Annotated in this window: 25 protein-coding genes and 1 tRNA gene; 13 read left to right on the top strand and 13 right to left on the bottom strand. The window is 63.0% G+C overall.

The window, feature by feature from the left end; translation table 11 throughout:
* Nucleotides 1-30 precede the first annotated feature (30 nt).
* The 6 genes from NCS00_RS02840 to recA form a co-directional block, all read right to left on the bottom strand.
* Entirely contained in the window at nucleotides 31-741 is a 711-nt protein-coding gene (locus NCS00_RS02840) for a TerC family protein (protein WP_008351349.1), read from the bottom strand.
* Between the two features lie 108 nt (nucleotides 742-849).
* On the bottom strand, nucleotides 850-1,731 hold the full coding sequence (sucD, locus tag NCS00_RS02835; RefSeq protein WP_008351350.1) for a succinate--CoA ligase subunit alpha: 882 nt from the start codon (nucleotides 1,729-1,731) through the stop codon (nucleotides 850-852).
* A 97-nt stretch (nucleotides 1,732-1,828) separates the two neighbouring features.
* Entirely contained in the window at nucleotides 1,829-2,995 is a 1,167-nt protein-coding gene (sucC, locus tag NCS00_RS02830) for an ADP-forming succinate--CoA ligase subunit beta (protein ID WP_008351353.1), read from the bottom strand.
* Nucleotides 2,996-3,100: 105 nt separating this feature from the next.
* A complete protein-coding gene (locus NCS00_RS02825; protein ID WP_034470713.1) occupies nucleotides 3,101-3,739 on the bottom strand; it encodes a DUF2889 domain-containing protein in 639 nt (212 codons plus the stop codon).
* A 112-nt stretch (nucleotides 3,740-3,851) separates the two neighbouring features.
* On the bottom strand, nucleotides 3,852-4,799 hold the full coding sequence (gene recX, locus NCS00_RS02820) for a recombination regulator RecX (protein ID WP_008351358.1): 948 nt from the start codon (nucleotides 4,797-4,799) through the stop codon (nucleotides 3,852-3,854).
* 19 nt (nucleotides 4,800-4,818) lie between these two features.
* The gene (gene recA, locus NCS00_RS02815; RefSeq protein WP_008351360.1) at nucleotides 4,819-5,889 is read right to left on the bottom strand and encodes a recombinase RecA; all 1,071 of its coding nucleotides are present in this window, start codon (nucleotides 5,887-5,889) and stop codon (nucleotides 4,819-4,821) included.
* A gap of 282 nt (nucleotides 5,890-6,171) precedes the next feature.
* On the opposite strand from recA, the gene NCS00_RS02810 reads away from it, so the two are divergent.
* The 7 genes from NCS00_RS02810 (at nucleotide 6,172) to NCS00_RS02780 (ending at nucleotide 13,515) form a co-directional block, all read left to right on the top strand.
* Nucleotides 6,172-6,900: a response regulator transcription factor gene (locus tag NCS00_RS02810; RefSeq protein ID WP_034470819.1), complete on the top strand. Its 729-nt coding sequence runs from the start codon at nucleotides 6,172-6,174 to the stop codon at nucleotides 6,898-6,900.
* A 5-nt stretch (nucleotides 6,901-6,905) separates the two neighbouring features.
* Nucleotides 6,906-8,477: a sensor histidine kinase gene (locus NCS00_RS02805; RefSeq protein ID WP_034470710.1), complete on the top strand. Its 1,572-nt coding sequence runs from the start codon at nucleotides 6,906-6,908 to the stop codon at nucleotides 8,475-8,477.
* 232 nt (nucleotides 8,478-8,709) lie between these two features.
* Nucleotides 8,710-10,368, top strand: a complete 1,659-nt coding sequence (locus tag NCS00_RS02800; RefSeq protein WP_008351365.1) for an MFS transporter — start codon at nucleotides 8,710-8,712, stop codon at nucleotides 10,366-10,368.
* An 88-nt stretch (nucleotides 10,369-10,456) separates the two neighbouring features.
* Nucleotides 10,457-10,533, top strand: a tRNA-Met gene (locus NCS00_RS02795).
* Nucleotides 10,534-10,652: 119 nt separating this feature from the next.
* Nucleotides 10,653-11,513 (top strand): MurR/RpiR family transcriptional regulator, encoded by an 861-nt coding sequence (locus NCS00_RS02790; RefSeq protein WP_008351367.1) that lies wholly within the window; start codon nucleotides 10,653-10,655, stop codon nucleotides 11,511-11,513.
* A gap of 107 nt (nucleotides 11,514-11,620) precedes the next feature.
* Nucleotides 11,621-12,952, top strand: a complete 1,332-nt coding sequence (locus NCS00_RS02785) for an aspartate aminotransferase family protein (protein WP_034470709.1) — start codon at nucleotides 11,621-11,623, stop codon at nucleotides 12,950-12,952.
* Nucleotides 12,953-12,960: 8 nt separating this feature from the next.
* The gene (locus NCS00_RS02780; protein WP_034470707.1) at nucleotides 12,961-13,515 is read left to right on the top strand and encodes a carboxymuconolactone decarboxylase family protein; all 555 of its coding nucleotides are present in this window, start codon (nucleotides 12,961-12,963) and stop codon (nucleotides 13,513-13,515) included.
* 16 nt (nucleotides 13,516-13,531) lie between these two features.
* On the opposite strand, the gene NCS00_RS02775 is transcribed toward NCS00_RS02780, so the two are convergent.
* Complete coding sequence (locus NCS00_RS02775; RefSeq protein WP_034470816.1) at nucleotides 13,532-14,419, bottom strand: glutamate/aspartate ABC transporter substrate-binding protein; 888 nt, start codon at nucleotides 14,417-14,419, stop codon at nucleotides 13,532-13,534.
* A gap of 312 nt (nucleotides 14,420-14,731) precedes the next feature.
* On the opposite strand from NCS00_RS02775, the gene NCS00_RS02770 reads away from it, so the two are divergent.
* Nucleotides 14,732-15,223: a hypothetical protein gene (locus NCS00_RS02770; RefSeq protein ID WP_008351375.1), complete on the top strand. Its 492-nt coding sequence runs from the start codon at nucleotides 14,732-14,734 to the stop codon at nucleotides 15,221-15,223.
* Between the two features lie 321 nt (nucleotides 15,224-15,544).
* On the opposite strand, the gene NCS00_RS02765 is transcribed toward NCS00_RS02770, so the two are convergent.
* Genes NCS00_RS02765 through NCS00_RS02755 form a run of 3 tightly spaced genes read right to left on the bottom strand, consistent with a single transcriptional unit; the run spans nucleotide 15,545 to nucleotide 17,469 of the window.
* A complete protein-coding gene (locus NCS00_RS02765) occupies nucleotides 15,545-15,940 on the bottom strand; it encodes a hypothetical protein (RefSeq protein ID WP_008351376.1) in 396 nt (131 codons plus the stop codon).
* Nucleotides 15,941-15,948: 8 nt separating this feature from the next.
* Nucleotides 15,949-16,497, bottom strand: a complete 549-nt coding sequence (locus tag NCS00_RS02760; protein ID WP_034470814.1) for a lipoprotein — start codon at nucleotides 16,495-16,497, stop codon at nucleotides 15,949-15,951.
* A 42-nt stretch (nucleotides 16,498-16,539) separates the two neighbouring features.
* Complete coding sequence (locus NCS00_RS02755; RefSeq protein ID WP_034470705.1) at nucleotides 16,540-17,469, bottom strand: peptidoglycan DD-metalloendopeptidase family protein; 930 nt, start codon at nucleotides 17,467-17,469, stop codon at nucleotides 16,540-16,542.
* Between the two features lie 314 nt (nucleotides 17,470-17,783).
* Between NCS00_RS02755 and NCS00_RS02750 the strand changes: the two genes are divergently transcribed.
* Complete coding sequence (locus tag NCS00_RS02750) at nucleotides 17,784-18,035, top strand: GlsB/YeaQ/YmgE family stress response membrane protein (RefSeq protein WP_008351379.1); 252 nt, start codon at nucleotides 17,784-17,786, stop codon at nucleotides 18,033-18,035.
* Between the two features lie 58 nt (nucleotides 18,036-18,093).
* On the opposite strand, the gene NCS00_RS02745 is transcribed toward NCS00_RS02750, so the two are convergent.
* Complete coding sequence (locus tag NCS00_RS02745; RefSeq protein WP_008351380.1) at nucleotides 18,094-18,753, bottom strand: DedA family protein; 660 nt, start codon at nucleotides 18,751-18,753, stop codon at nucleotides 18,094-18,096.
* 182 nt (nucleotides 18,754-18,935) lie between these two features.
* Nucleotides 18,936-20,237, bottom strand: coding sequence for an esterase/lipase family protein (locus NCS00_RS02740; protein ID WP_152563179.1), 1,302 nt, complete (start codon nucleotides 20,235-20,237; stop codon nucleotides 18,936-18,938).
* Nucleotides 20,238-20,739: 502 nt separating this feature from the next.
* On the opposite strand from NCS00_RS02740, the gene mutL reads away from it, so the two are divergent.
* From mutL to NCS00_RS02725, 3 genes are all read left to right on the top strand, one after another.
* The gene (gene mutL / locus NCS00_RS02735; protein ID WP_034470703.1) at nucleotides 20,740-22,701 is read left to right on the top strand and encodes a DNA mismatch repair endonuclease MutL; all 1,962 of its coding nucleotides are present in this window, start codon (nucleotides 20,740-20,742) and stop codon (nucleotides 22,699-22,701) included.
* Nucleotides 22,698-23,645 (top strand): tRNA (adenosine(37)-N6)-dimethylallyltransferase MiaA, encoded by a 948-nt coding sequence (gene miaA, locus NCS00_RS02730; RefSeq protein WP_034470700.1) that lies wholly within the window; start codon nucleotides 22,698-22,700, stop codon nucleotides 23,643-23,645. Before mutL ends, miaA begins: the two co-directional genes overlap by 4 nt.
* A gap of 218 nt (nucleotides 23,646-23,863) precedes the next feature.
* Nucleotides 23,864-24,238 carry a hypothetical protein gene (locus NCS00_RS02725; protein ID WP_152563178.1) on the top strand — a complete coding sequence of 125 codons (375 nt, stop codon included), beginning with the start codon at nucleotides 23,864-23,866 and terminating at the stop codon, nucleotides 24,236-24,238.
* A 63-nt stretch (nucleotides 24,239-24,301) separates the two neighbouring features.
* Here NCS00_RS02725 and purM read toward each other — a convergent pair whose 3' ends face one another.
* Nucleotides 24,302-25,357: a phosphoribosylformylglycinamidine cyclo-ligase gene (gene purM, locus NCS00_RS02720; RefSeq protein WP_008351388.1), complete on the bottom strand. Its 1,056-nt coding sequence runs from the start codon at nucleotides 25,355-25,357 to the stop codon at nucleotides 24,302-24,304.
* 250 nt (nucleotides 25,358-25,607) lie between these two features.
* Here purM and hda point away from each other — a divergent pair, with 250 nt between their 5' ends.
* Nucleotides 25,608-26,402 carry a DnaA regulatory inactivator Hda gene (gene hda / locus NCS00_RS02715; protein ID WP_008351391.1) on the top strand — a complete coding sequence of 265 codons (795 nt, stop codon included), beginning with the start codon at nucleotides 25,608-25,610 and terminating at the stop codon, nucleotides 26,400-26,402.
* The last annotated feature ends 3 nt before the right edge of the window (nucleotides 26,403-26,405 follow it).

Raw genomic sequence — 26,405 nt, 5'->3', positions numbered from 1 at the left:
GCGGCAGTCAGCCGAACGGCCTAGGAGAAATCAACCCGCCGCGCGATTGCCGTCGGCGAGCGCGCGCCGCTTGAGCAGCCAGCCCAACGCGACGACAAGCAACGCGCCCGCCAGACGCGCCGCATATCCGACGAGTTCGGTATTGAGCGCGGGCCATCGGTCGATGAATGGATCGTCGATGATGAGGCCGCCCGCGATCCAGCCGAGCAGACCCGCGCCGAGCAGCACGACGGCGGGCAAGCGGTCGAGCAGCTTCAGCACCAGCGTGCTGCCCCAGACGATGAGCGGAATGCTCACGACCAGGCCGAAGATCACCAGCGTGAGCCTATGACGCGGATCGGCGGCTTCGGCCGCGCCCGCGATCGCGATGACGTTGTCGAGGCTCATGACGGCATCGGCGACGATGATCGTCTTCACCGCCGCCCACAGCCGGTCGGATGCGTCGATCTGATGATCGTCGTGGTCCGGCTGCATCAGCTTTACGCCGATCCACAGCAGCAGCAAGCCACCGAGAAACTTGAGAAACGGAATGTCGAGAAGAAAGACCGCGAACGCGATGAGCACGACGCGCAGGATGATTGCGCCGAGCGTGCCGAACACGATGCCGCGCGTGCGCTGCCGATCCGGCAAATTGCGGCAGGCGAGCGCGATCACGACGGCGTTGTCGCCGCCGAGCAGAATGTCGATCACGATGATCTGAACGACCGCGCCCCAATGGAGCGTCGAAAAGAATTCAAGCATGAGGCTGAAATGAAAAAAGCGAGGAAGCAGCGCTCCCTCGCTTTTCAATGGCTTTTACGAAAGGAATCAGTAAGAGTACCAAACCCTCGCGTAATTTGCCTGCTTCGATCAGAGAACCGACTTCAGCAGACGTGCCATCTCCGACGGATTCTTCGTGACCTTGATGCCGCACGCGTCCATGATTTCGAGCTTGGCGTCAGCCGTGTCCGCACCGCCCGAGATCAGCGCGCCTGCGTGGCCCATGCGCTTGCCCGGAGGCGCCGTCACGCCCGCGATGAAGCCGACGACCGGCTTCTTCATGTTGTCCTTGATCCAGTAAGCGGCGTTCGCTTCGTCCGGACCGCCGATCTCGCCGATCATGATGACGGCGTCCGTTTCCGGATCGTCGTTGAACATCTTCATCACGTCGATGTGCTTCAGACCGTTGATCGGATCGCCGCCGATACCGACCGCCGACGACTGGCCGAGGCCCAGCGCCGTCAACTGGCCGACCGCTTCATACGTCAGCGTGCCCGAACGCGACACGACGCCGATGCGGCCCTTCTTGTGGATGTGACCCGGCATGATGCCGATCTTCAGCTCGTCCGGCGTGATCGTGCCGGGGCAGTTCGGTCCGAGCAGCAGCGTCTTGCGATTTTCGCGGCGCATGCGGTCCTTGATTTCGAGCATGTCGCGAACCGGAATGCCTTCCGTGATGCAGATCGCGAGATCGAGATCGGCCTCGACGGCTTCCCAGATCGCGGCGGCAGCGCCCGCGGGCGGCACGTAGATGACCGAAACGGTCGCGCCGGTTTCGGCCTTCGCTTCCTTCACGGACGCGTAGATGGGAATGCCTTCGAAGTCTTCGCCGGCCTTCTTCGGGTTCACGCCCGCGACGTACGCTTCGCGGCCGTTCGCGTATTCGCGGCAGGCGCGCGTGTGGAACTGGCCGGTCTTGCCGGTGATGCCCTGCGTGATGACCTTCGTGTCTTTGTTGATCAGAATCGACATGTAGTGACCTCTGTTCGTTTGGCGTCGCCATGCAAAAAGCCAGGCGCCGCCATTCGTATCTGGTGGAACGCTCTCTTAAGGCAACAAGCGAACGCGCTTACTTGCCTTCGGCCGCCGCGACGACCTTCTGCGCGGCTTCTTCCATGCTGTCCGCCGAGATGATCGGCAGGCCCGAGTCGGCCAGCATCTTCTTGCCGAGGTCTTCGTTCGTGCCCTTCATGCGCACGACGAGCGGCACCTTCAGGTCCACGGCCTTCGACGCAGCGATCACGCCTTCGGCGATCACGTCGCAACGCATGATGCCGCCGAAGATGTTCACGAGGATCGCCTTCAGGTTCGGGTTCTTCAGCATCAGCTTGAACGCTTCGGTCACTTTCTCGGTCGTCGCACCGCCGCCGACGTCGAGGAAGTTCGCCGGCTCGCCGCCGAACAGCTTGATGGTGTCCATCGTGGCCATCGCGAGGCCTGCGCCGTTCACGAGACAGCCGATGTTGCCGTCGAGCGAGATGTATGCGAGGTCGAACTTCGACGCTTCGACTTCAGCCGGATCTTCTTCGTCCAGATCGCGGTACGCGACGATTTCCGGATGACGGAACAGCGCGTTCGAATCGAAGTTGAACTTGGCGTCGAGCGCGATGACCTTGCCTTCGCCGGTCACGATCAGCGGGTTGATTTCCGCGAGCGATGCGTCGGTTTCGAAGAACGCCTTGTACAGGCCTTGCAGGATCGCGCGCGCTTGCGGGATCGATGCATCGGGAATGCCGATCTTGCGTGCGAGATCATCGGCGTCCGCGTCTTGCAGACCGGTCGACGGCTCGACGGCGAACTTGTGCAGCAGTTCCGGCGTCTTTTCCGCGACTTCTTCGATGTCCATGCCGCCTTCGCTCGACGCCATCACGACGATCTTCTGCGAAACGCGGTCGAGCACGAGGCCGACGTACAGTTCCTTCTTGATGTCCGCGCCTTCTTCGATCAGCAGGCGATTGACCTTCTGGCCTTCGGGGCCGGTCTGGTGCGTGACGAGCTGCATGCCGAGGATCTGGTTCGCGTATTCGCGGACCTGTTCGATCGACTTCGCGACCTTCACGCCGCCGCCCTTACCGCGGCCGCCGGCGTGAATCTGCGCCTTGACGACCCAAACCGGGCCGCCCAGCTCTTCCGCGGCCTTGACCGCATCATCCACCGAGAACACGGGTTTGCCGCGCGGGACCGCGACGCCGAATTTCCGCAGGATTTCCTTACCCTGGTACTCGTGAATCTTCATGCGTGATTCCTTCAGTCTGAGAGTTGGAGTGAACTTCTGTTTGCTTGAACCGCTGATTCTTTTCTTGTTTGAATTCCGTGCGTGAGCGCGAGCGCTGCTTGCGCGCTACGAGGCGGACTTTGTCTCCGGCCTGTCTTGCACCGTTGTTCCGGATCTGGATGGTTCGCCGGGCGCGTGGCCGAACCAGCGCGGGTAGTGTTCCCTGACCGCGGGTCCGTCGAAACGCAGCGCGTGGCATCGGCCGAGCTGAAACGGCGGCTCGTCGCGCTGCGCGTTGGCGTCGGCTTGCTTGAATGGATTGCCGTCCTCGATCTTCCAGACGTCGCCCGCGAATGCCTGAATGGCTGCGGTCGGCAAGACCCCGCACAACTCGGTGAGATGCGTGCAGCCGGCAGTGCCGCGCAGCAGCGTGTTGGCTTCGCGGCGAAAATTCTGGAGGAGATTGAGCCCGATGAGCTTGCGATAGACCGCATTGGACTCGGCGCACAAACCGCCATACGGCGCCCAGTCGGACGACGCTTCGACGTCGACGATGCTGAGTGTGCGATCGATGGTGATGCGCAGCCAGAGTTCATGGATCGGCAGGCCGTGCGGCCGGACGCCCGTCGCGAGCTGGAAGTCGCGCGGCTTCTCATCGGTTAGACAGGCTTCGATATCCCACAGGCCGTCGTCGCGTTCGAACGCTTCCACTCGAATCGCGCGGCTATGACGCAATTGTCGGGGAGCGGGAGGCGAGAGAGGCATGCTGGAGTGAGCCGGTACGGGGAAAACCGTGGAATTTTAGCATATCGGGTATTTCGAGCCGGGCATGTGCCTGACGAATGGAACGCGCGTGCGGATCAAGCCGAACGGGCGCTCAGTCGTCGACGATTTCCTCGCTCCAATCTTCGTCACCGCCCTTCAATATCTTGCCGATCGTACCGCTCGAAAAACCGCGCGCAGCCAGAAAGCGCGCCTGCTTGGCGCGCTCGGCGGGCGTCTCCGGCGGCACGCCGTATTTCTTTTCCCACACCGCCCTGGCGCGCGCGGTTTCGGACTGTGCGAGCTTGTCGGCGGTTTCGCTGATGAGCGTTTCGCCGACGGCATGCCGCTTCAGCTCGCTGATGATCCTGCTGCCGCCCATGCGCGACGCCCGCCGATGCACGACGCTCTCGACGAAGCGCTCGTTCGACAGCCAGCCATCGCGCTCGAGACTGTCCAACAGGGATTCGAGCGGAGCGGCTTCTTCGACGTACGGACGCAGCTTGCGCGACAACTCCGCGCGGCTGTACTCGCGACGCGACAGGAACGCGAGCGCGCGGCCCTTCAACGAGCGTTGCGGACGTTTGGGATTGTTGACTTCGTTTGCCGATGTCTTGCGGGTGCGCTGGCTGGAGCGGCTATAAACCGTTTCGCCGGAAACGGCTGGCGATGGCTCGGAAGGCACGCATTGTTCGAAGGGCTCGAATGGATCGGCGTCTTCGAATGGGTCCGGGGGGTTAGCGGACGGCGGGCTGCGATCGGCGGGGGGCGCCTTCGGCTGCGCTGTCGCCTGCTTCAGTAAGGCGCGAGCTTGTTCCAGGCGGGCCGCGCGATCATTCGCATCTACGCTGCTTTCATCCCTTTTAACAGGCTCGAAAACGCGACGCGCCGACGCGAATGACTTCGCGCCGGCGCGTTCCTTGTTGCTGCGCCTGAAGCCGCCTGACTTCGACGATGCACCGCGCCGCTCGCTGCTTCGCTCGTAGCGATCGACGGAATCGGAATCGTCGCCGGTTCCGTTATCCGCCGGGTCTGCCTTGGATCCGAGCCGGCGCGTCTGCATCTTCCTTCAGGCTCGATGCTTACTCGTCGTCGGCCGCTGCGGCGCTTGCGACGACAGCTTCGCCCAATGCAGCGACGCCCAGCGATTCGCGGATCTTGTTCTCGATCTCGCGCGCGATGTCCGGATTTTCGCGCAGGAATTCCCGCGCGTTGTCCTTGCCCTGACCGATGCGATCGCCGTTGTAGCTGTACCAGGCCCCCGCCTTGTCGACCAGCTTCGCCTGCACGCCCAGATCGATGATTTCACCCTGACGCGAAATGCCTTCGCCATAAAGAATGTCGAAGATGGCTTCGCGGAACGGCGGCGAGACCTTGTTCTTCACAACCTTCACGCGCGTCTCGTTGCCGATGACTTCGTCGTTCTTCTTGATCGAACCGATACGGCGGATATCCAGACGCACCGACGAGTAGAACTTGAGCGCGTTGCCGCCCGTGGTGGTTTCCGGGTTGCCGAACATCACGCCGATCTTCATGCGGATCTGGTTGATGAAGATGACAAGACAATTCGTGCGCTTGATCGTGCCGGTGAGCTTGCGCAGCGCCTGCGACATCAGACGCGCTTGCAGACCCGGCAGCGAGTCGCCCATTTCGCCTTCGATTTCCGCCTTCGGCACGAGCGCCGCGACCGAGTCGATCACGATCATGTCGATGGAGCCGGAGCGCACCAGCGCGTCCGCGATTTCGAGCGCCTGCTCGCCCGTGTCCGGCTGCGAGATCAGCAGTTCGGGCACGTTCACGCCGAGCTTGCCGGCGTACTGCACGTCGAGCGCGTGTTCCGCGTCGATGAACGCCGCCGTGCCGCCGAGCTTCTGCATCTCCGCGATCACCTGCAGCGTGAGCGTGGTTTTACCCGACGACTCCGGACCGTAGATTTCCACGACACGACCGCGCGGCAAGCCGCCGACGCCGAGCGCGATGTCCAGCCCGAGCGAACCGGTGGAAACCACTTGAATGTCTTCGACCGCCTCACCTGCGCCGAGCCGCATGATCGACCCTTTGCCGAATTGCTTTTCGATCTGCGAGAGCGCGGCGGCCAGGGCCTTGCTCTTCTCCGCAGTCATGCCAGCCGGGCCTTTCTTGCTTTCTTCCATGAATCGTCCTTTGCTATGATGAACGGCGTCTGAGGCAGTGTTCACGGGGTTTTTCGCCGCTCGATCGAGCATACGAAACCGCCCTTCCCACTCACGCAGACACTGTATAAAAAAACAGTAGTTTTTGCAAGCCTGTCGCGGCGTGGCGCAGCTTTTTTTCCACGTCGCCCAAGCACGCAAGAACCACGAACACCTGGAGACCGCCGCGCCGGGCGACACACGGTGCCGGCAATGCCGATGCGCTTGATCGCGCATGCATGGCGTACAAAGGCGCACACGACGATGCGAATCCTCATTGCCGAAGACGACAGCATACTCGCGGACGGGCTCGTCCGATCACTCCGCCAATCGGGATACGCCGTCGACCATGTGAAGCATGGCGTCGAAGCGGACACCGCCCTTTCCCTGCAAACTTTCGACCTGCTGATCCTCGATCTCGGCCTGCCGCTGATGCCCGGTCTCGAGGTGCTGCGCCGCCTGCGCGCGCGCAATTCGCAGATGCCCGTGCTGATCCTCACCGCCGCCGATTCCGTCGACGAGCGCGTGAAAGGTCTCGATCTCGGCGCGGACGATTACATGGCGAAGCCCTTCGCGCTCAACGAACTCGAAGCGCGCGTCCGTGCGCTCACGCGCCGCGGCGCGGGCGGCGGTCCGACCGTCGTCCGGCACGGCTCGCTCGCCTTCGATCAGATCGGGCGCATTGCGACGATCGGCGATCAGGTCATCGATCTGTCCGCGCGCGAACTCGGCGTGCTCGAAGTGCTGCTGCAGCGAACCGGCCGGCTCGTATCGAAGGAGCAGCTCGTCAATCACCTGTGCGAGTGGGGCGAGGAAGTCAGCAATAACGCGATCGAGGTCTACGTGCATCGGCTGCGGAAGAAGATCGAGCCGAGCGGCGCGAAGATCATCACGGTACGCGGTCTCGGTTACACGCTGGAGAAAGCGGCCGCCACGACGAACGGCGCGGGCGGGCCGCACGCCGGCGAGTCCGCCAGCCATCACTATAAGTAGGCCGCATGGCGTCGCCCGTTTCCCACGAAACTCAGCGAAACGCACAAGCGAACGACGACTCCGACGCGCTGCGCGACGCGCGCTACGCGAATCCGTTCGCGCCGCCCGACGAGCTCGAGCCCAACGCCGAAACGCATCCACGCTCGCTCTTCGGCGAGATTCTCGACTGGATGCTCGCGCCGCTGCTGCTGCTCTGGCCGATGAGCATCGCGGTGACGTATCTGGTCGCGAAATCGATCGCGAACGGGCCGTTCGACCGCGCGCTCGAAGCCGACGCCTACGTGCTTGCGCGCCAGATTCAGCCGGTAAACGGCGTCGCGGAACTCCGCCTGCCCGACGCGACGCGCGATTTCCTGCGCGCCGATAACGTCGACAGCGTGTTTTTCCAGGTGCTCGGCACGCGCGGCGAACTCGTCGGCGGCGATCGCGACATGCCCTTGCCGCACGACGACGATCGTCCGCAGCCGGGCATCGTCGAGTTTCGCGACGATGTGCTGCGCGGCAACGATATCCGCGTCGCATACACGACGGTCGATCTGCCCGGCCTCGCGCCCGGGCGCGATCCGCACAGCGCGCAGCCGGTGCTCGTGCAGGTTGCGGAGACGCTCGACAAGCGCAGCCAGCTCGCCAACGACATCATCAAGGGCGTGATCCTGCCGCAGTTCGTGATCCTGCCGCTCGCGATCATCCTCGTATGGTTCGGGCTTTCGCGCGGGCTCGCGCCGCTGCACGCGCTGCAGTCGAACATCCGCGCGCGCCGCCCCGACGATCTCTCGCCGCTGCAGGCCGGCAGCGCGCCGCCGGAGATCGCGCCGCTCGTCGCGTCGTTCAACGACCTGCTCACGCGCCTCGAACAGAACATGGAGTTCCAGAAGCGCTTCATCGCCGATGCCGCGCATCAGATGAAAACGCCGCTCGCGGGCCTGCGCATGCAGGCGGAACTCGCGATGCGCCAGGACGTCTCGACGGAAGTGCAGCGCTCGCTAGAACAGATCGCGATGAGTTCCGAGCATGCCGCGCGTCTCGTCACGCAATTGCTCGCGCTCGCGCGCGCCGAGAATCGCGCGACGGGGCAGATATTCACGCGCATCGTCCTGACCGATCTCGCGCGGCTCGCGGTGCGCGACTGGGTTCAGGCGGCACTCGCGAAACGCATGGATCTCGGTTATGAGGAGCCGCCGTTTGCGGTCGAAGTGGAAGGCAATGTCGTGATGCTGCGCGAGATGCTGTCGAACCTGATCGACAACGCGATCCGCTACACGCCGGCGGGCGGGCGCATCACCGTACGCGTGCGGACCGACGACGACGATCTCGATCTCGTGCATCTGGAAGTGGAAGACACGGGACTCGGCATTCCGGCGGCGGAACGCGAGCGCGTGGTCGAGCGCTTCTATCGCATTCTCGGGCGCGACGGCGACGGCAGCGGACTCGGTCTTGCCATCGTCAAGGAGATCGCGGCGATGCACGGCGGCGCGCTCGCCATCGAGGATCACGTGTATCAGGACAGCCCGCGACTCGCCGGAACGCTTGTCCGCGTCAGTCTTCAGCGGGTTTTTCCTGCCCGGGACAAACCCTGAGCGCGAGCGCGGCAGATTCGCATTTCGCGCGCACGAAGCACGAGCATAGACGAATTTAGACGGTCGTTCGCATCACATATGCGCGGCTTAGGCGTAAATCGTCGTTTCGGACGTCGCTCGCGTCCGGACACGCGGCGTCAGAACGCCGTAAGTTTTCGTTCCAATAATCCTTTGCACCGGAGCCGCCTTATCGCGGACCGATGTAATCGAAAATCAGAACAGGAGACGATGCATGGCTACGGTCGAAGGGCGCGTGTCACACGCACCGATGACGGCGGAGGAGAAGAAGGTCATCTTCGCTTCGTCGCTCGGCACGGTGTTCGAATGGTATGACTTCTATCTGGCGGGCTCGCTCGCCGTCTATATCAGCAAGACGTTCTTCTCGGGCGTCAATCCGACGGCCGGCTTCATCTTCACCTTGCTGGGCTTCGCGGCGGGCTTCGCGGTGCGTCCGTTCGGCGCGATCGTGTTCGGGCGGCTCGGCGACATGGTCGGGCGCAAGTACACGTTCCTCGTGACGATCGTCATCATGGGTCTGTCGACGTTCCTGATCGGCTTCCTGCCGGGATACGCGACCATAGGCATCGCGGCGCCGATCATCTTCATCGCAATGCGGTTGTTGCAAGGCCTCGCGCTCGGCGGCGAATACGGCGGCGCGGCGACGTATGTCGCGGAACATGCGCCGTCGAACAAGCGCGGCGCGTGGACGGCGTGGATCCAGACCACGGCGACGCTCGGCCTCTTCATCTCGCTGATCGTGATTCTCGCGGTCCGCACGATCATGGGCGAAGAGCAGTTCGGCGCTTGGGGCTGGCGCATTCCGTTCCTCGTATCGATCCTGCTGCTCGCGATCTCGGTGTGGATTCGGATGAAACTGCATGAATCGCCGGTGTTCGAGCGCATCAAGGCGGAAGGCAAGACCTCGAAGGCGCCGCTCAAGGAAGCGTTCGGCGAGTGGAAGAACCTGAAGATCGTGCTGCTCGCGCTCTTCGGTCTGACGGCGGGACAGGCGGTCGTGTGGTACACGGGCCAGTTCTACTCGCTCTTCTTCCTCACGCAGACGCTCAAGGTCGATGGCACCAGCGCGAACATCATGGTCGCGGTGGCGCTGCTGATCGGTACGCCATTCTTCGTGTTCTTCGGGTCGCTGTCGGATCGTATCGGCCGCAAGCCGATCATCATGGCGGGCTGCCTGATTGCCGCGCTCTCCTTCTTCCCGCTCTTCAAGGCGCTCGCGCACTACACGAATCCGACGCTCGAAGCCGCGACGCAGAAGTCGCCGATCGTCGTCATCGCCGATCCGGGCGAGTGCTCGTTCCAGTTCAATCCGGTGGGCACGGCGAAGTTCACGAGCTCGTGCGATATCGCGAAGAGCGCGCTGTCGAAGGCCGGTCTCAACTATGAGAACGTGGCGGCGCCGGCGGGCACGCAGGCGCAGATCAAGGTCGGCGAAACGGTGGTGAACACGTACGACGGCAAGGCCGCCGACGCGAAGACGCAAGGCGCGGCGTTCGACAAGACGCTCGCCGGCACGCTGAAGAGCGCGGGTTATCCGGCAAAGGCCGATCCGGCGCTGATCAACTGGCCGATGGCGATCGTGGTGCTGACGATCCTCGTGATCTTCGTGACGATGGTCTACGGCCCGATCGCGGCGATGCTGGTCGAGATGTTCCCGGCGCGCATCCGCTATACGTCGATGTCGCTGCCGTATCACATCGGCAATGGCTGGTTCGGCGGCTTCCTGCCGGCGACCGCGTTCGCGATCGTCGCCGCGAAGGGCGATATCTACTCGGGCTTGTGGTATCCGATCGTGATCGCGTTGATCACCTTCGTGATCGGCATGCTGTTCGTGAAGGACACGCGCAAGTCGAATGTGTATCACGAGGATTAATCGACGGGCTTCTGCGCGATTTGTTAAATAAATCGCGCAGAAGGGGTTGACACCCGCTTCGACGCTCGCCATAATCTCGTCTTCTTTCGGCGAATTAGCTCAGTCGGTTAGAGCGACGGAATCATAATCCGCAGGTCCGGGGTTCGAGTCCCTGATTCGCCACCAGCTTCAAGAAAAAGCCGCTGTTCCACAAGGACAGCGGCTTTTTTGTTTTCTGCGCGCGACCGCTCTCCACGTCGCGCTCATGCTTAAATAGCGCGTCCGCTTCCTCAAGCATCCAGAACGTGCCCACCTTCGACCAACTCGCGGCGACGATCCGCGACCGCTTCCCCGATCTGAGCCCGCAATTCCAGGCCGGCGCCGCCTTCCTTCTCGACTATCCCGACGAAGTCGCCGTCCTCTCGATGCGCAAGGTCGCCGAGCGCGCCAAGGTCCAGCCCGCCGCGATGGTCCGTCTCTCCCAGCAACTCGGCTTCCCCGGCTGGAACGAGTTGCGCGAAATCTTCGTGAGCCGCGTACGCACGCGCCCCGAGCCGCTGACGACGCGCGCCCGTTCGCTCGTCAAAGGCGGCGCCGACAATCACCTGAGCCGCGATCTCGCACACGCGCAATCGCACAATCTCGAACTCACGCTCGCGCAAAACGCGCAGAGCGTCGTCGATACGGCGAAGACGCTCAAGAAAGCGCCGCATGTGCACGTCGCGGGCTTTCGGTCGTGCTATCCCGTCGCGTTCGGCCTGCTTTATGGATATCGCCTGTTTCGGCCGTCGGTGAGTTTGATCAGCGGCGAAGCGGGCACGCTCGAAATGCAACTGCGCGGCATCGAGAAAAAGCACGCGGTGGTCGTCGTCAGCTTTGCGCCGTATTCCGTCGAAGCCGTGCGCGTCGCGCAGGCGGCGATCGAGCGCGGCGCGAAACTCATCGCGCTCACTGACAGCGCCGTGTCGCCCATCGCGCTGAACGCCGATCACACGCTGATCTTCGCGCACGAATCGCCGTCGTTCTTTCCGTCGCTCGTCGCGGCGTCGGCGCTGGCGGAGATGCTCGTCGCGCATCTGCTCGCGCTCGAAGGCAAGGACGCCGTCGCCCATCTCGAACAGGCCGAAGCCGCGCTGCACGCGCACGGCGCCTACGCGGCGAGCTAATCGGCCGAGCGTTGCGTCACACGCGATATTGACAACATATGTTGTTATCACGCTAGAATGCCACATCGCGTGTTGCACGCGCATTCCGCATTCGAAAGGCAGGCACCATGACCACGGTATTTCATCGCGCGCCGCGCGCCACGCTTCCGGTCGCCGTCCGCGGCGACGGCATCGAGATCGTCGATTCGACCGGCAAACGCTACATCGACGCATGCGGCGGCGCAGCCGTCTCGTGTCTCGGACACAGCCATCCGCGCGTGATCGAAGCCATCCAGCGGCAAGTGCAGCAGTTGCCGTACGCGCACACGTCGTTCTTCACGACCGAGCCCGCCGAAGAACTCGCCGACCGGCTCATCGATGCCGCGCCGAAAAATCTCGGCCACGTCTACTTCGTGTCCGGCGGCTCCGAAGCGATGGAAGCCGCGCTCAAGCTCGCGCGCCAGTATTTCGTCGAGAAAGGCGAACCCGCGCGCCGGCATTTCGTCGCGCGCCGGCAGAGCTATCACGGCAACACGCTCGGCGCGCTCGCGATCGGCGGCAACGCGTGGCGGCGCGAGCCCTTCCTGCCGATGCTGATCGAAGCGCATCACGTCACGCCCTGCTTCGCGTATCGCGAACAGCGGGCGGGCGAAACCGACGAAGCCTTCGCGCAACGTCTCGCCGATGAACTCGAAGCGAAGATTCTCGAACTCGGAGCCGAATCGGTGGCGGCGTTCGTCGCGGAAACGGTCGTCGGCGCGACGGCGGGCGCGGTGCCGCCTGTGCGCGAATACTTCCGCAAGATCCGCGCGGTCTGCGACAAATACGGCGTGCTGCTGATCCTCGACGAAGTGATGTCGGGCATGGGCCGCACCGGTCATCTGTTCGCGTGCGAGGAAGACGGCGTGTCGCCCGATATTCTCGCGATCGCGAAGGGTCTCGGCGCGGGCTATCAGCCGATCGGCGCGACGCTCGTCAGCAACGCGATCTTCGATACGATCGTCGGCGGCTCGGGCTTCTTTCAGCACGGCCACACGTATATCGGTCACGCGACGGCGTGCGCCGCGGCGCTCGAAGTGCAGAAAGTCATCGCCGAAGAGAAACTGCTCGACAACGTGAGGGCGCGCGGCGAACAACTGCGCGCGTTGCTGCGCGAGCGGCATGCGGATCATCCGTTCATCGGCGATGTGCGCGGCCGCGGCCTGTTCACCGGCGTCGAACTGGTTCAGGATCGCGCGGGCAAGATGCCGTTCGATCCGAAGCACAGGCTGCACGCGGTCATCAAGAGCGAGGCGATGAAGCGCGGCCTCATGGTGTATCCGATGGGCGGCACCGTCGACGGCCGCATCGGCGATCACGTACTCATCGCGCCGCCGTTCATCACGACAAGCGCGCAAATCGAGACGATCGTCGAGCGGCTCTCCGATGCAATCGATGGCGCGCTTTCCGTCATCCAGTGAGAACAAACATGAAGAAGCGACTTCCCGATTTCGACATCGCGCACGCTTCCGATGCGCAAAAAGCCGTGTTGCAGGACATCCTGAGCGGACCGCGCGGCAATCTCAACGGGCCGTTTCTCGGTTGGATCTTCAGCCCGGAACTCGCGCAGCACGCGCAAAAACTCGGCGCGTTCTGCCGCTACGAGACCGGCCTGCCGCTGCGCCTTTCCGAGCTTGCGATTCTCGTCACCGCGGCGCGCTGGCGCTCGCAGGCGGAATGGCACATTCATCATCCGATCGCGCTCGATGCCGGCCTGCCCGCCGATCTCGCCGAAGCGCTGCGCACGGGAAAGACGCCGACATTCGCCGATGCCGACGACAAGCTCATCTTCGATTTCGCCAGCGAACTCTACGACACGAAGCGCGTGAGCGATGCGACCTACGACGCCGCCGTCGCGCGCTTCGGGCACACGGTCGTCGTGAATCTCGTCGGCTTGCTGGGCTATTACGCGCTCGTCGCGATGACCCTCAACACGTTCGCGATGCGCGCCGAAGGGCAGACGGATCTGCCCTTCGCGGAATGACGCGCGCGCCGTCGCGCTATTCGAACGCCTTGTCGTTCGGTTCGGCGTAGAGCTTCTGCATCGCTTCGCTCATCGGAAAATCGAAGTTGATGTTCTTCGGCGGCACCGGCTTCATGAACCACTTGTCGTACATCGTCTTGATCTCGGGGCTTTTCATCACCTGACTCATGGCGTCGTCGACGAGCTTTTTGAACTCGGGATCGTCGCGACGCATCATGAAGCCGTACGCCTCCGACGACTGCGGCGTGCCGACGAGCACCCAGTCCGACGGCTTCGCCGTCAGCGAGCGCGTGCCGGCGAGCAGCACGTCGTCCATCATGTAGGCCACCGCGCGGCCGGTTTCGAGCGTCGCGCGCCCTTCGCCGTAATCCTTCGCGCTGATGATGCTCATGTTCATCTTCTTCTCTTCGTTCATCTTGCGAAGAATGCGCTCGGACGTCGTGCCCTGATTCGTCACGACGGTCTTGCCCGCGAGATCGGGAAAGTCCTTGATGCCGGAATCCTTTTTCGTCAGCAGACGCGTCGTCGCGACGAAGAACGTGTCCGAAAACGCAACCTGATTCTGCCGCGACGTGAGATTCGTCGTCACGCCGCATTCGAGATCGACCGTGCCGTTCTGCACGAGCGAAATCCGATTCTGCGATGTCACCGGAATGAAGCGCACGCGTAGATCCGGATGCTTCGTTTTCGCCTTGACCGCATCGATCACCTTGTTGCACAAGTCCTGCGAAAAGCCGATGACGTCGTTGTTCGCATCGACGTACGAAAACGGCACCGACGTCTCGCGATGCCCGATCGCGATGAGATTGGCGCTCTGGACCTTGGCAATCGTGGATTGGCCGTAGCTTGCGCCCGCAACCAGAGATAACGCGACAGTCGATGTGAGCAACGACGCAAATTTCATGACGTCCTCTTTGAGAGTGGAATGATACATATGTTGCCATCGACAAAATTAACGCAACATATGTATTCACCCTAGGCCACATCGCACGGCGGCCTCTTGCGACTTTTACTTACAAATGTCACAGCACATGCGTCCACCGCCGTCGTCGCGCGGCGTTATAGCTGGCAGGCATCCGGCGGTTACGCGCCTTAAGACACAGCTAATTTTCCGGTGCGATGATGCTTCCAACGTCAAACGCATCCAACGCATTCCGCGTCCCGGCGCGACAGACAGCACCGGCGTTAAGCGAACACCTTTTTCGGGAGCTCTGCCGTGAAGAAGAAATCGACGAACATGAAATCCGCCCGTCCCGCGATGTCGCCGCTTCTGCGCGCGCTGACCTACAGCCGCGCCGCCCGCGAACCGATGATCGACGCGATGCTGCTGCGCTGCTATGTGGCGCTCGACGCGTTTCATCGCGGACACGGATCGCAGCCGCTCTTCATGACGCTATGCCGTCACATGTTGGTCGCGGAAGAGTTGTGCCAGTTGGGCCACGCGGCGGAATGCGACCACGACATCACGCTCGCGCACGAAGCGCTCGTCGAACTGGACGCGCGTCATTCGGACGAAGGCGTCTGGACGCTCGATGCCGGTCAGCACGCACGTCTGTGCACGGCGCTCGCCGTTTTCGCGGCGCAACTGGAAGAAGCGACGCTCGAGCACATCGCGCAGGCGGAAGCGCGCATGGTCACGCAATCGCTCGTCGCGGCGAACATGCGTTCGGGTATCGGGCGTGTGGAAACGGTGTCGTCGGCCGACTGAAGATCGCTTCGCGGATCGGGACTTCCCCGCAGATGCTTATCAATTTGCGAATGTGTTTGCGAGCGTACATTCTTAGGAATGGCCATTTGCAATACTTTTTCCAGCGCACGGGGGGCAGCAGCAAAACGCGCTGAGAGACCGACAAACAGGATGGGCGGCACTCGATCAGGTCGTGGGTAAAAGCAAAGCGCAAGAATAAAAAAGCAAAGCGCGAGTTTTTGCCAACGGCGCGACGAGTCGCAGGCGAAAGAGGCCAGCGCCCCGACAAAGAAGCTCAAAAGCCGGCATTCGCCGGCTTTTTCTTTGATGCCGTTGGATCGGTCAGCGGACGGCCGCGAACACGGTGCGCGCGCACTCGCTGCACCAATGGCGCGACACCGCATCGGGAGTCGCATCCCAAACGTGACCGTACGCGCATCGCCAGCTCAAGGGCGTCGCGGCATCGACATAGCGGTGCGAAAGCAGCGCGCCGCCGCGCGCTTGCGCGATGTCCTGCAGACGCTTCGTCTCCAATTCGCGCCGCTCGGTCGCGCAATTCATGCAGCGCACGTTCTGCGCGATGTCGAGCGTCTTGTCCCAGCGATGCCCGCGCCCGCAATCCCAGAGCACAAGCTGCTTTGCGCCGGCCTGGCGCGACGCCTGATCGCGATAGCGCGACGCTTCGTCCATCAGGCGAAGGCGCGTGTCGTATGTCACCGAATCACTCATCGTCGTCATGCCCGGAATCAGCGTTGACCGCCGCGGATCGCTTCGGAACGCGACGTCGTCACCACGGTGCCATCCGGTCCGAAGTGCACGTTGAACATGGCGTCCTGATTCACGCCGTCTTCGAGCCAGTGCCAGCTCCAGACGCGCTCCTTCTTCAGCCGATACTCTGCGATTTCGGTCGGCTTGCCGAGCAGTCTGCGCACTTCGTCCATCGTCATGCCGAGGCGCACTTTCGCGAAGTTCTCGGCGGTCAGCATCTGCGTCACGGAAACGAAATGCCCGCGGGGGTCGAGATCGACCATGTAGGTGTTCGTGCCCGCCGGGCCGCGCGGATATTCGAGGCGCTTGCTTCCGTCGGTGAACGTGCGCTCCGTCTCGGGTTCGCCCATTTGGTCGCGGATCTGCGCCTCGGTCGTCACGCCGGGCTGCAGGTTCTTGAGCAGCAAGTTGTCCGGCTTCACTGCATTGAAAAATGCCTTGAGCTTGTTCAACGCTTCCTCGCTCTGCTGCTGCTCGCAGCCGGAAAGCAGCGACGTCAGCGACGCCGCGGTCAGCGCGGCGATCATGATCTTCTTCACCTTTCGGCTCCCTTCCCGCCCGGCCAGGAATCAGCCGCCGGCCGCGCCGAGCAACGGCATCGGATCGACCGCGGTGCCCGACTTTCTCACTTCGAAATGCAGCGCGGGCGTGCCGCCCGGGCCGGTGCCCATGTCGGCGATGGTCGCGCCCTGCTTGACGGAATCGCCTTCCTTCACGAGCAGCTTCTCGTTGTACGCGTAGGCGGTCAGATAATCGTTGCCGTGCTTGACGATGATCATGCGCCCGTAGGAACGCAAGCCGCTTCCCGCATACACGACCTTGCCCGACGCCGCTGCCTTGACTGGCTGCCCGACCTTGCCTTCGATGTCGATGCCCTTGTTGCCGCTCGCGCCGAACTTGCGCACGACGTCGCCGTGCGCGGGCCAGACGAAGGTGCCCTTGGATGCAGTCGCGGTGACTGCGGATGGATGTTCTTCGCTGGCCGCAGCGGCGGGCTTTTCCGCCGCTGGCTTCTGCGCCACAGATTTCTCCGGCGTCGGCAGAAGCGGCGGCTGCGCCATCTTCGATCCGGCGGTCGCCGAACTCACCGTCGTTGACGACGCACCCGGCGGCATCACGCGCAACACCTGCCCGACGTTCACCTGCCTGCTTTCCGGCAACGTGTTCCACTTGGCCAGATCAGCGGGCTTCTGCTTGAAGGTGCGCGAAATGCCGTAAAGCGTGTCGCCCGGCTTAACGCGATAAAAGCCCGGTTCGACGGGCGCGGGTGTCGTCGGCCCGAGCGGCACGACTGGCGCGGGCGTCACGATCGGCGACCCGCTCTGCACCACCGGCGGCGCGCTCAGCGCGGAACTTTCGACGATCGGCGCGGGCTCGCGCGGCGTCGATGAACATCCCGTCAATCCGGCAGCCAACCCCGCTGCGAGCGCCACGCCCGCGATCGCCCCGCGCGGGCCCGATCCGAAACCTTCCTTGTGCATCACCACCAGCTTTCTCATGCTTGTCGTCTTGAACTTTTTCAACCAATTCCGCCAGCATAAAACATTACAGATACAAATTCGCCTCAGTGACCTAAACGACACACTTCGCCCAAGCGCCGACCGAACCTTTTGGCAATCCAAATTTTTGACGTATTTTGCCCCGGCCATGTGTCATCTGTCGTCCGCGCTGTTTGCCGACGCTGCATCGACAATCCTTGACAGTTGACAATCCCCCGCCACGGTCATTTCCGCTACATTGCCCGCGCCCGATTGCAGGTCCCGCCTGCGTCCCGCATCTCTCAATTCGACTGGAGTCTCAACGCATGCAAATCATGCAACACGGAATCATCCTCAGCCTCATCATCGGCGGCGTGGCGGGCTGGCTCGCCGGCCTCATCATGAACGGCAGCGGCTTCGGCGTGATCGTCGACATTCTCGTCGGCATCGTCGGCGGCGTGATCGGCGGATGGCTCTTCAGCACGCTCGGCATCTCATTCGGCGGCGGCATCCTCGGCACGCTGATCACCGCGGTGATCGGCGCGGTCGTGCTGCTTTTCGTGATCCGCCTGTTCCGGCGCCGTTAAGCGGTTTCGCGGCGTGAGCGAGGCCGGCATCCGACGGCCTCGCGCATCCCGCTCTTCCTCAAGCCTTCGAATTGCGACGGCTCATCTTCCATAGCGCGCCGATCGCCACCGGCACGATGGCCGCGCCGATCCCCACCAGCACGATCACGTTCAGATACTGCTTGATGAACGGAATATTGCCGAAGAAATAGCCGAGCAACACGAGCAACAGCACCCAGATGAGCGCGCCCAGAATATTGAAGAGCTGGAAGCGCCCGTGACTCATCGACGACACGCCCGCGACGAACGGCGCGAACGTCCGCACCACCGGCACGAAACGCGCGATCACGATCGTCTTGCCGCCGTGCTTCTCGTAGAAGTTGTGGGTTTTCTGCAGCGCGGCGCGGTCCAGAAAGCGCTCGAGCACGGGAATGTTCGTATCGAAAACTTTCGGCCCGATGGCGCGGCCGATCCAGTAATTCACCGTGTTGCCGGTCACGGCCGCGATGAGCAGGAGCGCGATCAGCGCGAAGAGATCCATTTCGTGCGACGCGGCGAACGCGCCGCCGATGAACAGCAGCGAATCGCCCGGCAGGAACGGAAACACGACGAGCCCGGTTTCGCAGAACACGATCAGGAACAACACCGCGTACACCCAGGCGCCGTAATTCTGGATGAAGACACCGAGCGACTTGTCGATGTGAAGGATGAGTCCCAGGAATTGCAGCAACGTGTCCAAAAATCTTTCCTCAAAAAGTAAGCCGGCGCCGGAAAAGCGGCGCATCGGCAACAAATGCGGGAGTCGCGCCATGATACCGAAGTGGCGCGGCGCCGGGCTCGCTCACACGAATGTTCACCCGGAAGCGCGCGCAACCCGGCGCCCGAAAGCCCCACAGGAAAGATCAGGCTCCGGCCGGGTCGCTAAATTGGCAGCGCCTTGTTATAGGCCGCGATTTTCCCAAAAAATTCCTCCAGCCACTCGAGCGTCGTGCTGCCGACCGGCTGCACGATGCCGATATGATCCACGCCGGCGATCGGAGGATGAACGTACCAGACGCCCTTCTTCGGCGGATGAGCGGGGTTGTCCCCGACGAACTCGTGCGCGTGCCCGATCGGGTACTGCGCCGACGGAACTGGGACGCAACCGTCATTGGGACGCCAGTTCAGGAATCCGCCCGCAAGATCCCTTTCATTGAGGCCGAGCGCCGCGCCGCCGCCGAGGAGCAACGGGTTCATGTTCGACATCGGAACACGCGTGTCGGCGAGGCCGGGCACCGTTCCATCGGCGCAATACGAAGCGTAATAAGTGTGCGGCGACGTCTTTACCCAGATATTCTGCAGTCGGGCCGCGGCGAAGGAAAGATCGTAGATTGCGCTGTCAGTCGTCTTCCAGGCCTTGCTGAGCATGATCTTTTTGGCGTATTCGACCAGATCCTCGCCCTTCTCGCGGTGGATGCCCCACTGCTTCAAGTCGAAGTCGAAAAGCAGATCGCGGTTATCGGCGCCGCACAGGCTCGCCAGGCTCAATAGCAGGTCGGACATCGGCTCGCCGAGATCGTCTGCGACCGGGGTGCCGTTGTTGACGCCAGCGATGGACGTGATGCTATGTACCCATTGCTTGCCGCCCTTGAAGAGTTCGGAGGTGCCGGCTTCTCGCGAACTCGGCGCGAAGGCAATTTCATCCGGATCGCCATGTTCCAGCAATTGCACGAGAGTGCGGATGGTCGGACCGCCCATGCTGTGTCCGATCAGATGAACCTTGTGTTGTTCGCTCCATTCGGGAAATACGCCGGGGTACGAACGTCCATAACGTTCGTGGCCGTAACGCGCCGAATGCACCGCGCCGTAATCCACCACGCCGCCCTTCAAGAAATAATAAAGCTCGCAGGCCCGGTCCCAGTTACTGGATAACGGTCCGACCGCAGCGGTGAAAGTCTGGTAACCCCTATTATTGAGATATTCCTGAATATCGCCTGTGCCGCCGAAATAGTGATAAATCTTGCTCGTCAGCGTTTCGCGACCCCAACCGCAAAACCCATGCACGAGCACATTCGGAAAGTTGTTTCCGCTTTTACCGTTTGCCGCCACACGACTTTTCTGAGTTTTTGCTTCCGCGTTCTTATGACTGGAATGCGCGCCTGCCTGCTGGCCTTTCGTCGGCGGCGCTTCGGTCACGGCATGATTTCCAGTCGGTTTCTTTTTTTCTGAAGCGATACGGGACATGAATTATCCTTTTTCTGAAGTTTCGAAAACATTACCCAATACATTTGGCCTCCGGCGGAATCCCGTGGCTGAATCGCTCCGCATTTGCGGATAACCGGCATGATCAAAATCGTCGCGGCCATACGAAAACTCTTAAACAATTAATGCCCGAAATGATCATTAGGCCGTGACGATTACCCGATTCAACGCTCGCGAACGCGGCATTCGAAACACAAACGAATTCATACTCAGCAGGAATCGCCGCCTCGATGGCAAACAAATTGGCGGTGCGAGCGAAATATTGCGTGAGTGAGATCGACGGATTGATTGCGCGCGGCCCGGCAGAACTCTCTTGCGGCGGCGTAATGCATTGTACGCGTGGACCCGAAAAAAACTCAGTAATGCAAATAAATTGCGGCGCAAGAAAGTCCCGCTCTGGCCCGCGCTCTTGGATACGTGCGCGCCCGGACCGATGCAGCCGGCCACCCGAAGCCCGAACGTTGCGAATCGTTATAATTTCGCCATGTCCGACCTAAACGAAACCTCCGCTGGCGCTTCGACAGCCGATGCCGGGCGCCGTCCGCGCGCCATCGCCCCGCTGCCCGATCAGCTCATCAGCCAGATTGCCGCTGGCGAAGTGGTGGAGCGGCCTGCGTCGGTCGTCAAGGAACTGCTGGAAAACGCACTCGACGCCGGCGCGACGACACTGCGCATCACGCTCGACGAAGGCGGCGTGAAACGCATCGTGATCGCCGACGACGGCTGCGGCATTCCGCCGAACGAGCTTCCGCTCGCGCTGATGCGCCACGCGACCAGCAAGATCCGCTCGCTCGCGGAACTCGAAGCCGTCGCGACGCTCGGGTTTCGCGGCGAGGCGATTGCGTCGATCGCGTCGGTTGCGGAACTGTTCATCACGAGCCGCACCGAAAGCTGCCCGCACGCGACGCGCATCGACGCGCAAACCGGCGCCATCTCGCCCGCCGCGGGCACCGTCGGCACGACAATGGAAGTGCGCGAGCTGTATTTCAACACGCCCGCGCGCCGCAAATTCCTGAAGAGCGAGCAGACCGAGCTCGGGCATTGCCTCGACGTGATTCGCCGCACGGCGCTCGCACGGCCCGACGTCGCGATTTCAGTGATGCACAACGGCAAAGCCGTCGAGCACTGGAACGCGAGCGATCCGCAGACGCGCGTCGCGAAGATTCTCGGCGAGGTGTTCGAAACCGCGCATCTGCCGCTCGACGAACGCGCCGGGCCGCTTGCGGTCTACGGCTGCGCCGGTTTGCCGACCGCGAGCCGCGGGCGCGCCGATCAGCAATATTTCTTCGTGAACGGCCGCTTCGTGCGCGACAAGCTGCTCACGCACGCCGTGCGCGCCGCGTATGAAGATGTGCTGCACGGCAATCGCTATCCGGCGTACGTGCTGTTTCTCGATTTGCCGCCCGAATCCGTCGATGTGAACGTGCATCCGTCGAAGATCGAAGTGCGCTTTCGCGATTCGCGCTCGATTCATCAATACGTCTTTCACGCCGTGCAGCGCGCGCTGGCGCGGCATGCGGGCGCGTCGCCGGAAACGACGGCGGGCGGACACGCGGCGCAATTGCAGCCGACCGGCCCGGCTTCGTTCAGCGCAAAGCCTTTCGCCGGCACGCCGGATTCGCTCACGCTGAAAAGCGAGAACGGCACGAACTGGATGCGCCAGTCGCGCATGACGCAGGGCACGCTGCCCGTCGCGCAGCCGCTCGCGCTTTACGACGCGCTGTTCGGTCGCAAGGACATCGGCGCGGGTACGTCAGGCGCGACGACGACCATCGACACGCCGTATCCGACGATGAACGAGCGCCCTCCCGCGCCGCTGATCGCCAGTGACAGTGCGGACAGTGCGCTCGATCACGCCGATGAACAGCCGCTCGGTTTCGCCGTCGGCCAGATTCACGGCATCTATGTTTTGGCGCAGAACGCGCGCGGCCTCGTGATCGTCGACATGCATGCCGCGCACGAGCGCATTCTTTACGAGCAATTCAAGCACGCGCTCGCCGATCGCGCGATCGCGGTGCAGCCCCTGCTGATTCCCGTGTCGATGACAGCGGAGCCGGTCGAGATCGGCATCGTCGAGGAAGAGCGCGCGACGCTCGATGCGCTCGGCTTCGATCTCGCGGTGTTGTCGCCGACGTCGATCGCGATCCGCGCCGTGCCCGCGTTGCTGAAGGACGCCGACCTGCAATCGCTCGCGCGCGCCGTGCTCGCCGATCTGCACGCGTATGGCGGCTCGCGCGTGCTCACCGAACGTCAGCACGAATTGCTCGGCACGCTCGCGTGTCATAACGCGGTGCGCGCGAATCGCCGGCTCACGCTCGACGAGATGAACGCGCTCCTGCGCCAGATGGAAGCGACCGAGCGCGCCGATCAGTGCAATCACGGCCGTCCGACGTGGTATCAGCTCACGCTCGCCGATCTCGACCGACTCTTCATGCGCGGACAATGAGCGCTTCCGCCTTGCCTGTTGCGTGTCTTCTCGGGCCGACGGCGTCGGGAAAGACCGCGGCCGCGCTGGCGTTCGCGGCGCTGCATCCGGTGGAAATCGTCAGCGTGGATTCGGCGCTCGTCTATCGCGAGATGGATATCGGCACGGCCAAGCCGAACGCCGAGGAGCGCGCGGCGGCGCCGCATCATCTGATCGATATCATCGATCCCGCCGAAACGTATTCCGCCGCGCAGTTTCGTGCGGATGCGCTGCGGCTCGTCGGCGAGATCGTCGCGCGCGGCAACGTGCCGTTGCTGGTCGGCGGGACGATGCTGTACTACAAGGCGCTGACGCAAGGTCTGAACGATCTGCCGACCGCCGATGCCGACGTGCGCGCCGCCCTCGACGCCGACGCCGCCCGCGATGGCTGGCCCGCGCTGCATGCGCGGCTCGCGGCGGTCGATCCGCAAACCGCCGCGCGGCTTGCGCCGAACGACTCCCAGCGCATCCAGCGCGCGCTCGAAATCTTCATGCTGTCCGGCCAGCCGATGTCCGCGCTGCTCGCCGCGCCGCGCGTTCAGGATGCGGATGCGCCGTATCGCTTCGTGCCGGTCGCGCTGGAGCCGTCGGATCGCGCGGTGCTGCATGCGCGCATCGCCGCACGTTTCGATGCGATGCTCGCGCACGGCTTCATCGACGAAGTGCGCGCGTTGCGTGCGCGCGGCGATCTGGATCTTTCGATGCCGTCGATGCGCTGTGTCGGCTATCGGCAAGCGTGGGACTATCTCGACGGCGCGACGGGTTACGACGAGATGCGCGACAAGGGCGTTTTCGCGACGCGGCAGTTGTGCAAGCGGCAGTTGACGTGGCTGCGCGCGATGCCGGAGCGAGTCGTGGTGGAGTGCTGCGCGGGGGACGCGACGGAGCGGGCGGTAGCAGCGATTAGGAAAACTTCGAAAGTCTGAAAAGTCATACTGAAATTTTGCACACGATCGTTCTATAAGCTCAGTATCAAAAGGCTTCGCTGAGCGGCGCCACTGCGCCACGGGCTTGCCAATGTCAGACAGTCACGGCCGCGACCGAAAGCTTCCAAGGCAGGAAGGACACTTTAACGCTCCTGATGCCGCGGCCGTCGTTTCCGTCCGGCGATACAGCGTTGATGCCACCTGGCTCGAAGATGTACGTGCCGCGCTACGAGGCGCTTACGACGTTCCTTCGGGTCGATCTATCCGAAAAATACAGCGACCCACGCACGCTCGATCAATTGAGCGTGTGGTACAAGCGAAAAATCCAATCGTTTGGCGGCCATCGCTACATGTGGGTGCAGGGGACCTCTATCGGGCTGCTCACGGAGAGCGCGAACTGGATCGTCGAATACAACGGCGCGTTGTACAAGGGCGAGTTGCTTACACCCGGATTGCGCCCGCCTTACCTGCCCAACGGCGTTTCGCACGTCGATCCAAGACCGGCCTATAACAAGACAGCTATGGACTTCCTCCTCACGCAACTGGGGCCGAATCCGCAGCAAATTCGGTCGCCTTACATGCGGCCGATGTAATCCCCAAACAAAAAACCCTCGCACTCCGCGAGGGTCTTTCTTATCAGCGCGACAACGGCACTATCAAACCACCACCGTCTGCGCCTCACCTTCCTTGCTCTCGCGCACGACGCCGATCTTCCACACCTGCTCGCCCGCGCCCGACAACAGGCCGGTTGCCGCATCGGCATCTTCCGCCGCAACGATCACCGCCATGCCGATACCGCAGTTGAACACGCGATGCATCTCCGCATCCGCGACGCCGCCGTGCTTCTGCAGCCACGCGAACAGCGGCGGCAGCGGCCACGCGCGATGATCCAGCTCCGCCGTCAGCCCATCGCGCAGCACGCGCGGAATATTCTCGACGAGACCGCCGCCTGTGATATGCGCCATGCCCTTCACCGTGACGCTTTGCATCGCCGACAAGAGCGGCTTCACGTAGATGCGCGTGGGCGCCATCAGCGCGTCGGCAAGCGTTCGGCCGTCGAAATCGGCGTTGAGATCCGGATTCGCGCGCTCGATGATCTTGCGCACCAGCGAATAACCGTTCGAGTGGATGCCGCTCGATGCCAGGCCCAGCACGACATCGCCCGGCTTGATCGTGCTGCCGTCGATGATCTTGCTCTTTTCCACCGCGCCGACCGCGAAGCCCGCGAGGTCGTATTCGCCGTCCGGATACATGCCCGGCATTTCCGCCGTCTCGCCGCCGATCAGCGCGCAGCCCGCCAGCTCGCAGCCCGTGGCGATGCCCTTCACGACGTCCGCCGCGGTGTCGACATCCAGCTTGCCGCACGCGAAGTAATCGAGGAAGAAGAGCGGCTCGGCGCCCTGCACGAGAATGTCGTTGACGCTCATCGCGACGAGATCCTGGCCGACCGTGTCATGCCGGTTCAGCGTGAACGCGAGGCGCAGCTTCGTGCCGACGCCGTCCGTGCCCGATACGAGCACCGGCTCCTTGTACTTCTTCGGCACCTCGAAGAGCGCGCCGAATCCGCCGATGCCGCCCAGCACGCCGTCGCGCAACGTTTTCTTGGCAAACGGCTTGATCCGGTCGACGAGCGCGTCGCCCGCGTCGATGTCCACGCCCGCGTCGCGATACGACAAACCTTGGGCGTCCGGTGCGGATTTCGGTTGATTCATGGAGGGAGGAGCAAGAAGGTCGGTAAAATGCGATTTTACCCGATGATGACCCGTCGACGGTCGGCCAGCCGGATTTTCCCGCGCACGCCAGAATCCGCGAAGGCGCTTTTTTCGAGATCGCAGACAATCTCAGAAGCGCCCGAGCCATTGGCGCGCAAGGCCGTCCGCCGCGGCTTTGCGCGTATACCCGCAGCTCATCCGGCAGTTTTCAAGATTCGCCCGACTCAAGGCCCGACGATACCGATCTCCCGTGCAACGCCAACTGACGCTCGATCTGGGCACGCCGCCGCCCGCCACCTTCGATAACTTTTTCGCCGCCGGCAATCACGAACTGATCGCGCGGCTGCGCGAACTCGAAGGCGCGCTCGCGGCCGGGCCGGTCGCCGACCGCACGTTCTACGTGTGGGGCGAGCCGGGCAGCGGCCGCAGCCACCTGCTGCAGGCGCTCACGCACGAGGCGAACGGCCATGCGCGCTATCTCGGCCCGCAGAGCGCGCTCAACGCATTCGGGTTCGATCCGCGCGTGACGCTTTACGCCGTCGACGATTGCGACCGCCTTTCCCCCGCGCAGCAGATCGCCCTTTTCAATCTCTTCAACGAAGTGCGCGCATATCCGGCGAGCGCGCTCGTGGCCACCGGCAACGACGCGCCGCTCGCGCTCACGGTCCGCGAAGACCTGCGCACGCGGCTCGGCTGGGGCCTCGTGTTCCATCTTCAGCCGCTTTCCGACGAAGCGAAGGCATCGGTGCTGAAGCACGCGGCGCGCGAACGCGGCATCGTGCTCGCCGACGACGTGCCCGCCTATCTGCTCACGCACTTTCGCCGCGACATGCCGAGCCTCATGGCCCTGCTCGACGAACTCGACCGCTTCTCCCTGGAACAAAAGCGCGCGGTGACGCGAGCGCTGCTGCGCACGATGCTCCAGCAAACCGGCCGGGCCGCGCCCCTCGTTCCCGTATCGGCGCCGGAAGAAACGCCCGCCGATCCGAACGGCCCCGAATCCGGCCCCGCCGCGCCGGACAACGATCCGACCCGCTTCAAGTAGAAT

Origin of the sequence: Caballeronia sp. AZ1_KS37 (genome assembly GCF_023631165.1) — a bacterium.
In the GTDB taxonomy this organism is placed as follows: Bacteria; Pseudomonadota; Gammaproteobacteria; order Burkholderiales; family Burkholderiaceae; genus Caballeronia; species Caballeronia zhejiangensis.
Note: the sequence above shows the minus strand (reverse complement) of the source record. Positions and strands in the feature narration are given on the sequence as shown.

Bases quoted from the DNA above. Each gene is read 5' to 3' on its own strand.
- NCS00_RS02840 (WP_008351349.1), bottom strand. From the start codon at position 741: ATGCTTGAATTCTTTTCGACGCTCCATTGGGGCGCGGTCGTTCAGATC.
- sucD (WP_008351350.1), bottom strand. From the start codon at position 1,731: ATGTCGATTCTGATCAACAAAGACACGAAGGTCATCACGCAGGGCATC.
- sucC (WP_008351353.1), bottom strand. From the start codon at position 2,995: ATGAAGATTCACGAGTACCAGGGTAAGGAAATCCTGCGGAAATTCGGC.
- NCS00_RS02825 (WP_034470713.1), bottom strand. From the start codon at position 3,739: ATGCCTCTCTCGCCTCCCGCTCCCCGACAATTGCGTCATAGCCGCGCG.
- recX (WP_008351358.1), bottom strand. From the start codon at position 4,799: ATGCAGACGCGCCGGCTCGGATCCAAGGCAGACCCGGCGGATAACGGA.
- recA (WP_008351360.1), bottom strand. From the start codon at position 5,889: ATGGAAGAAAGCAAGAAAGGCCCGGCTGGCATGACTGCGGAGAAGAGC.
- NCS00_RS02810 (WP_034470819.1), top strand. From the start codon at position 6,172: ATGCGAATCCTCATTGCCGAAGACGACAGCATACTCGCGGACGGGCTC.
- NCS00_RS02805 (WP_034470710.1), top strand. From the start codon at position 6,906: ATGGCGTCGCCCGTTTCCCACGAAACTCAGCGAAACGCACAAGCGAAC.
- NCS00_RS02800 (WP_008351365.1), top strand. From the start codon at position 8,710: ATGGCTACGGTCGAAGGGCGCGTGTCACACGCACCGATGACGGCGGAG.
- NCS00_RS02785 (WP_034470709.1), top strand. From the start codon at position 11,621: ATGACCACGGTATTTCATCGCGCGCCGCGCGCCACGCTTCCGGTCGCC.
- NCS00_RS02780 (WP_034470707.1), top strand. From the start codon at position 12,961: ATGAAGAAGCGACTTCCCGATTTCGACATCGCGCACGCTTCCGATGCG.
- NCS00_RS02775 (WP_034470816.1), bottom strand. From the start codon at position 14,419: ATGAAATTTGCGTCGTTGCTCACATCGACTGTCGCGTTATCTCTGGTT.
- NCS00_RS02765 (WP_008351376.1), bottom strand. From the start codon at position 15,940: ATGACGACGATGAGTGATTCGGTGACATACGACACGCGCCTTCGCCTG.
- NCS00_RS02760 (WP_034470814.1), bottom strand. From the start codon at position 16,497: ATGATCGCCGCGCTGACCGCGGCGTCGCTGACGTCGCTGCTTTCCGGC.
- NCS00_RS02755 (WP_034470705.1), bottom strand. From the start codon at position 17,469: ATGAGAAAGCTGGTGGTGATGCACAAGGAAGGTTTCGGATCGGGCCCG.
- NCS00_RS02750 (WP_008351379.1), top strand. From the start codon at position 17,784: ATGCAACACGGAATCATCCTCAGCCTCATCATCGGCGGCGTGGCGGGC.
- NCS00_RS02740 (WP_152563179.1), bottom strand. From the start codon at position 20,237: ATGTCCCGTATCGCTTCAGAAAAAAAGAAACCGACTGGAAATCATGCC.
- mutL (WP_034470703.1), top strand. From the start codon at position 20,740: ATGTCCGACCTAAACGAAACCTCCGCTGGCGCTTCGACAGCCGATGCC.
- miaA (WP_034470700.1), top strand. From the start codon at position 22,698: ATGAGCGCTTCCGCCTTGCCTGTTGCGTGTCTTCTCGGGCCGACGGCG.
- purM (WP_008351388.1), bottom strand. From the start codon at position 25,357: ATGAATCAACCGAAATCCGCACCGGACGCCCAAGGTTTGTCGTATCGC.